Below are 7,198 nucleotides of genomic sequence, written 5' to 3' on the forward strand. Positions count from 1 at the left end.
ACCAATTCCAGTACCTACTGAAACATTGAAAGGGACATATCATGTCTAGCTTGATGACCAACGCTTCCGCAATGACCGCTCTGCAGACCCTGCGGAGCACAAACAATAACCTGGCTGAGACGCAAAACCGTATCTCGACCGGTTATCGTGTTTCCGGCGCGGAAGACAACGCAGCTTACTGGTCCATCGCAACAACCATGCGTTCCGACAACATGGCACTTGGCGCCGTTGAAGACTCTCTCGGCCTTGGTGCTGCTACTGTCGACGTTATGTACACTGCAATGGACAGCACTGTTGATGTCATGAACGAAATCAAGGCCAAAGTTGTTGCCGCCAAGACACCTGGTGTCGACCGTGGCAAGATCCAGGCCGACATCAACGAGCTGCAGAACCAGCTGAAGTCCACTGCTGACTCGGCTGTCTTTAACGGTGAAAACTGGCTGTCGGTCGATTCCGGTGCTGCTGGTTACTCCGCCAACAAAGACATCGTGGCTTCCTTCAGCCGCGCAGGTGGTACCATCACAGTTCAGACGATCACTATCGACACCACCGGTACCGAACTTTATGACGCCGCTGACCAATCGGGTATCCTCGATCAGGACCGTGGTTTTGCTGCCCTGACCAACATCACCGGTAACGGCATTGCGGATCTTGATATCTCCGCCGTGACCGATGCCGACCTTGCTGGTCTGGATACTGTCATTACTGGTGTGGACACGGCTCTTGGTGAAATCACCGATGCTGCAACCACGCTCGGATCCGTGAAAAGCCGTGTGGATCTGCAGAAGGATTTCGTTTCCGCTCTGCGTGATGCCATCGACCGTGGTGTCGGTCAGCTCGTCGACGCTGACATGAACAAAGAATCGACCCGCCTCCAGGCTCTGCAGACACAGCAGCAGCTCGGTATTCAGGCGCTGTCGATCGCCAACCAGGGTTCCCAGAACATTCTGTCCCTGTTCCGTTAATCCGTACGGATTTTTGGAAGAGAAGACCGCGCCTTTCGGGGTGCGGTCTTTTTTTGTTCGATGCGGCGAATGACAGGCTCACACAAGCTCCCAACCCGATAGTGGCTCAAATGAAACGATACGCGCATGAAGGGGTTAGGCATGCCGGGCCGTGAACACGCCGAAAAACTTTGGGCAAACCTGATGGAGCTGGGCGTCCGCAGATTGATCGCGCTCGCTCTTGTCGGGCTCGCGACAATCGCGACAGTGGGGGCAGGTGCCTATTACCTGAGCCGTCCAGAACAGACCGCTCTTTACACCGGACTTGACGGTGAGGACGTGACCCGCATCGGATCAGCGCTCCGGGATGCGGGTATCCAGTTCGATATCAGTTCCGATGGAACATCCGTGCTGGTCAGTCATGCCCAGACTGCAAAGGCTCGCATGTTGCTTGCCGAGAAGGGACTGCCACGCGGTGCGAATTCTGGATACGAACTCTTTGACGAGTTGGGGTCTCTTGGTTTGACCTCGTTCATGCAGGAAGTCACCAGAGTGCGTGCACTTGAGGGTGAACTTGCCCGCACTATCCAGCTGATGAAAGGAATTCGGGCCGCCCGGGTTCATATCGTCCTGCCGGAAAAAGGTTCCTTTCGCCGCGATCAACAACCGCCGTCCGCCTCCGTCGTGATCCGGTCCGATGTACCCGATGATGTGAGAACCGCGGACGCCATCCGCCACCTGGTGGCAGCTGGTGTGCCGGGAATGGAAGCCAACCAGGTGACGGTACTGGATACGTCCGGCGGCATACTCGCGGCGGGTAAGGATCCGACCAAGGCATCTGCCGGACAGATGGCGAGCCTGGAAACGGCCGTCAGCAACCGGATTCAGGAAAATATCCGCAAAACACTGACACCCTATCTCGGATTGGAAAATTTTCAGGTCAGCGTAGCCGCCGAACTCAACACCGATCGGAAACTGATTGCAGAAACGATCTTTGATCCGGACTCACGAATTGAACGATCGGTCAGGACGGTTCGGGAAAATGAAAATGCGCAGAATTCAAGCACGACCGCTCCGACAACCGTCGAACAAAATCTGCCGGAGGAAGACGTCGCGGCAGAAAATGGTGAGCGCTCGACGGAAGAAAACGAGCGCCGTGAAGAGACCGTCAACTACGAGATTTCCTCCAAGCGGATCGAGACGTCTCAGGATGGCTACCGAGTTTCAAAACTTTCGATAGCGGTTCTTGTTGATCAATCCCGACTTGCGCAATCTCTCGGTGGTGATCCAACCCAGGCACAGATCGACGAGCAACTGATCGAAATTGAAGCTCTTGTCGCCTCTTCGGCCGGTGTCGAGAACAGTCGGGGAGATCATGTCAAAGTGGCTGTGGTCGACTTCGTTGACGGAGGTCGTGCGATGGCGCCGATCCCGCCGATCAGCATCTCAGAATACCTGCTTCGCCAGTCCGGCAACATAATCAATGCCGTCGCAATTCTGACAGTTTCGATGCTGGTGATCTGGTTCGGATTGCGTCCCGCCGTTGCCGCTTTGGTGCCTCAGGTTGCCAAGCCGCAGGTTGAAATGGCTGAGTTGGGCATGCTGCCGGAAGGGGTGGAAATTCCAGCGGAAGCCATGGATGGCGAGCAGAGCTTTCTCGTTCCGCCGGACCACTCCGATCTTCTTCAGGACCTTAACAGCAAGCGCAATCAGTCTGCGTTGAAGAAACTGGAGTCGCTGCTCGAATTCAACGAGGAACAGTCCGCCGCAATCCTGCGTCAATGGCTCTATGAATCGGAGCGTGTCTAATGTCGACATCAGCATCTTCTCACATTCCGGTACTTTCGATCCCCAAGTTCAAATCCCTGACATCTTTTGACCCGGCTCTGGTGGACGTGCTTGAGCCGGATGAGGATCAGGTTCCCACACCAAGTGAAGAAGACCGGCTTCAGGCCGAGTTTGAGCGAGGGATCGCCGAGGGGGATGCAAGAACGCGGGCGCACTATGAGGCGCTACTTGAAAGAGAACGTGAAACGCATCTCAAGCTGCTTGAAGAAGAGCGTCTCCGTTTTGAAATGCGCGAAGCTGCGAATGTCAGCGCATCTATAGAGCGCTTTCTCGATGTTGTGGAGCAAAGGATTTCTTATTCGCTGACCAAGCTGCTTCACCCATTCCTGGAACAGCAAATAACAGAAAAACTTGTCTCGGCCTTCGCAGGCAATCTTCGGCAGTTAACACAAGAAAAAGATGAGGTCCTGATACGCCTGCGTGGCCCTGAAAACCTTATTGAGCAGGTGTTGGAACATCTTCCGGCCTTGCGGGATCGGATAGACACCGAGATCACAGAACAGCTGGAGCTGGTCGCGTTGCTTGATGAAACCACGATCGAAACCAGGTTGAGCCAATGGCTCGCGCAGCTGGAAGACCTGCATCGGGAGGCAGATTGATGTTGGATGGTGTCCCGAATGAAATTGTCATTGTCCGGCGCAAGAACAGCTGGGAAGATGCCGAACCTACGCACGGTGTGTGGAAGATAGCCTATGCGGACTTCATGACCGCCTTGATGGCGTTCTTCCTCGTCATGTGGCTGATCAATGTAACCGACGACAGCGTTCGTCGCGGCGTCGCACAGTATTTCAACCCGGTCAAACTCGCGTCTACAGCGCCGAACCGAAAAGGTTTGAACGATCCTCAGATCAATGGCGATACCAATGAAAACGGCACAAAGCTCTTCATGGGAAAACTTGGCGGTTCAGAAGCTCCCGTAGATCAGGATGAAAATTTTGGACAGGGATTGGAAACGGGTCACAAGATTGAGGAAGCCGAAGAGAAACCGGAACAGGGAGCGGTCCCGGCATCCGGACAATTTACCCAGATTCATTCTGAATCAATCCTGTTTTCCGATCCCTACGCGGTGCTCGATACGCTGTCTGAAAAAATTCGGGTCGAAAAATCTGATGAGGATAGCCCGCGAGGCATTGGTACCGGTCTGCAAAAGAATGAGGGCACACAAGGCGGCCAGGCCTATCGTGATCCGTTCGATCCCATGTTTTGGCAGTTTCGCCCTGGTCGTGGCGTAGAAGGTGTCAACCCGGAACCATTCAAGGAGCCGATGGGAGAGGGGGAAGGATCGGGGCCCAGTAATCTGGATCTGGAAGGCGAGTTTGCCTGGGGGGCACCCTCTGAGGACAATCGTGCAACCATAGCCGGTGAACTTCGTGAAGACACCAAGGGGACTGTCGACGTTTCGGAAGCTGTCGAACCTTTGGTCGGTTCGGGGGGAACCTCTTATGAATTCGACAAGTCCAGGGAAGGGAAACCCTTTGGTGGCAATGGCGAATTGGACCCCGTGGTTGCGCACGTTATGGGCCGGTTTGCCGGAAAGGCCGCAAATGTTGTTGCGCAGCCGGCAGATGACGGAAGGCAAGCCCGTGCCGTTTCCGATTCATCAAAGACAGCAGCGCAAACCATCGTTACCAAACTTTCTGAAGTTCTGACGGGAACCAGGGGAACCGTTCTTGAGGCAACAGCCAGTCAGATCAAGGTGACGCGCGAGAGCGAAGGCACTTTGATCAGCCTTACCGACGACCAGAATTTCGGCATGTTTGCCATCGGTTCGGCAGAACCGCGTCCGGAACTGGTCAAGTTGCTCAAGCGGATCGGTGAGGTGATTACCGGCACAACCGGCCAGATCGTCATCAAGGGACATACGGACGCGCGTCCTTTCCGCAGCAAGACCTACGACAATTGGCGTCTGTCCTCCGCCAGAGCGCATATGGCTCTTTACATGCTCACGCGTGGCGGTGTCTCAAAGGAACGTTTCGACAGGGTAGAAGGCTACGCCGATCGGCATCTTAAAGACCCTGACGATCCATTTGCAGCAGGTAATCGACGGATTGAAATCTATCTTCTGGAAGGAGGGCAATGATGGCTGTCCTTTCCGATTGGATACCAAGAAACTTCGGACTGATACCGGCTGCAATTCTCGTTTTGTTATGGAGTACGGCGGGGGGCGCTCAGGAACAGTCCGGAACCGATGCAGATCATTTTCCGATTGAAATGATCAGGTCTCTTCAGGCGCTTCAGGAGCAGATTGCAAAGGGCAATACCCATGCCATGCAGGCGCAACGGAAACTGCTGGCGAAGATGGACCGGACTTTTGTCGAACTTCCTGTCGAGACCTGGCAGGATCCGCGCAACGCGCGGGCAGCTGTTGTTCATCTCCTCAGCGGCGGACACCCCAAGGTGATGAAGCACCTCCTCTCACTGGAACCTTTGCCGTCCGTCGACAAGAAACTGATGGAAGCTTCGCTTGCCTATGTCGAAGGCCGCGAGGATGAGATGCAGGAGTTGTTGGCTGACATCGATCCTTTGGAGTTACCGGCGAGCCTCGGAGGACATGTAGCCCTTGTGAAGGCTGCTCCATTCATTCGCAAGGACCCGGTCAAGGCTATGGAATTGCTTCAGGTCGCCAGTTTGCTGATGCCTGGAACGCTTGTTGAGGAAGCTGCTCTTCGCAGGGAAGTTTTTGTTGCCGGTATGATGGCGGATGTTGAGCGGTTCCGCGTCCTAAGTATCCGGTATTTGCGCAGGTTCAGAAGCTCCGTATACGCCGGCGATTTCCGCCGCCGGTTCGCAGTGGCGCTGGATACGCTCGGTTTTGTACAAAGTGAGGACAAGTTCCGCCTGCTCGATGACGTGCTGCGCGAGTTCGATGCCGATTCAAGGCGCGGGCTTTACCTGAGGCTTGCTCGTTCAGCTCTTTTGGCAGGGCATATGCAGGTTGCTCGAAAATCCACCGACGAAGCTCTCGTTCTGGCTGTTGCAGGAACGAAAGAAAGAGAACTTCTGAAGATCTACCTTGCAGCAACAAGGCTTGATGCCGACGCCATGACGGAAAATCGGAACCTGCTCTGGTCAATCGACAAGAACATGTTGTCTCAAGACGACCTGGACCTTCTCCAGGGTGTCTATACGGTTCTGAATTCTGTTCGTCATTTTCCGGAGCCACCTGAAAATGTGATCGGCGAATTCAATGTCGCGAGCAATATGGATGCTCCTGCAGAAAGGCCCTGGCTCACACCGGACATGGAAATCGCTGAAAAACTTCTGCGCCGGACCGAAAAGTCACTCACACAGTTGGGAGAGCCAAAATGAGCCTGAACACGCATCCTTTGGTTCAAGTTCCAGCAAAATCCGGCAAGCCTGCCGGTGGAAGTGGTGAGGCAGGAGATACGCTTTCCTGCGATACTGCTGCCAAATTTCAATCCGTACTCAAGGGTATGAAAAACGGCGAGGGTCCCGTTTCGGAAGACGGAAAAAAGGACACCTCGAAAGCTACGACGCAAAATGGTTCCGAGCAGGGTGTGGGGCAGAAACTCCAAACAGAAGTCACCATTGGTGAAAGCAGCGCTGAAGGCTCAAATGGTTCAGTAGCGTTCGCGACCAGCAATTTGACAGATGCACTTCGCAAGGCGTCTCGGAACGTTCTTGGTCAAGGTGAGAAAGGCGAAATTCTCGGTGATACTGAACCTGGACCCAAGAACGAAAAAGGGGGTTCTACCGCTCAAGCTCCTGCGACCTTCACTCGCCTGTCTGCTGACCCGGTCATTGGAGCTCAGGCGCGTATACACGACATCAGGGCGTCCTCGGAAAATGCCCGGAACCAATCGGTTTCGGATTCGTCCAATCAATCAGCCAAAACACCGGGTCCTCTTGGAAAGGCTGATTTGTCAAATGTTACAAATACCGGGACCTCATCTCTGTTCGCTCAATTCGGCATTGAACCAGAAACTGTAGGAGACACACCTTCGGCAAGGTCAGCAGGCGGATTGCACCTGCCCGATGAAGCTGCCGGCAACGTTAAAGTTCTTCGCCAGGAAACCCATTTCGCACCAAACATGCGCCTGTCACCTGCGCAGCAGGTTGGTGATCAGGTCGCGACATACTTGAAGGAAGCAGCGGTCGGTAATTCTGTTCAACAGTCGGGCTTGAGTACAAGGGCCGAGGGACCAGTTTTGAAAACTCTGGATATTCAGCTCACGCCGCACGAGCTCGGATCAGTCAAGGTCTCGCTGAGAATGGTTGGAGAGAGCGTCGAGGTGACACTGCTTACCAGCAAGGCGCAAACGGCTGAATTGCTGAAGCAAGATCGGCAGCTCCTCGATCAGATGTTGCGTACAACCGGTTTCAAGGCAGACACGATCACCGTTCAGAGCGTTGATGACAGGGTGTCGATACAGTCCGGTCAATCG

Annotated in this window: 6 protein-coding genes; all 6 read left to right on the top strand. The window is 54.4% G+C overall.

The annotated features are described in order from the left end of the window. Positions 1-41 precede the first annotated feature (41 nt). Complete coding sequence (locus K5905_RS23075; RefSeq protein ID WP_297588265.1) at positions 42-965, top strand: flagellin; 924 nt, start codon at positions 42-44, stop codon at positions 963-965. Between the two features lie 141 nt (positions 966-1,106). Continuing rightward, positions 1,107-2,753, top strand: a complete 1,647-nt coding sequence (gene fliF, locus K5905_RS23080; protein ID WP_297588267.1) for a flagellar basal-body MS-ring/collar protein FliF — start codon at positions 1,107-1,109, stop codon at positions 2,751-2,753. Next, positions 2,753-3,391: a hypothetical protein gene (locus tag K5905_RS23085; RefSeq protein WP_297588269.1), complete on the top strand. Its 639-nt coding sequence runs from the start codon at positions 2,753-2,755 to the stop codon at positions 3,389-3,391. Before fliF ends, K5905_RS23085 begins: the two co-directional genes overlap by 1 nt. Beyond that, entirely contained in the window at positions 3,391-4,872 is a 1,482-nt protein-coding gene (locus K5905_RS23090) for a MotB family protein (RefSeq protein WP_297588273.1), read from the top strand. Before K5905_RS23085 ends, K5905_RS23090 begins: the two co-directional genes overlap by 1 nt. Next, a complete protein-coding gene (locus tag K5905_RS23095; protein ID WP_297588275.1) occupies positions 4,872-6,101 on the top strand; it encodes a chemotaxis protein in 1,230 nt (409 codons plus the stop codon). Before K5905_RS23090 ends, K5905_RS23095 begins: the two co-directional genes overlap by 1 nt. After that, positions 6,098-7,198, top strand: a 1,101-nt coding sequence (locus K5905_RS23100; protein ID WP_297588277.1) for a flagellar hook-length control protein FliK, incomplete at its 3' end; no start/stop codon positions are given. The genes K5905_RS23095 and K5905_RS23100, both read left to right, overlap by 4 nt.

The sequence above is a fragment of the Roseibium sp. genome (genome assembly GCF_025698965.1).
GTDB lineage: Bacteria > Pseudomonadota > Alphaproteobacteria > Rhizobiales > Stappiaceae > Roseibium.

Bases quoted from the DNA above. Each gene is read 5' to 3' on its own strand.
- K5905_RS23095 (WP_297588275.1), top strand. From the start codon at position 4,872: ATGGCTGTCCTTTCCGATTGGATACCAAGAAACTTCGGACTGATACCG.
- fliF (WP_297588267.1), top strand. From the start codon at position 1,107: ATGCCGGGCCGTGAACACGCCGAAAAACTTTGGGCAAACCTGATGGAG.
- K5905_RS23085 (WP_297588269.1), top strand. From the start codon at position 2,753: ATGTCGACATCAGCATCTTCTCACATTCCGGTACTTTCGATCCCCAAG.
- K5905_RS23090 (WP_297588273.1), top strand. From the start codon at position 3,391: ATGTTGGATGGTGTCCCGAATGAAATTGTCATTGTCCGGCGCAAGAAC.
- K5905_RS23075 (WP_297588265.1), top strand. From the start codon at position 42: ATGTCTAGCTTGATGACCAACGCTTCCGCAATGACCGCTCTGCAGACC.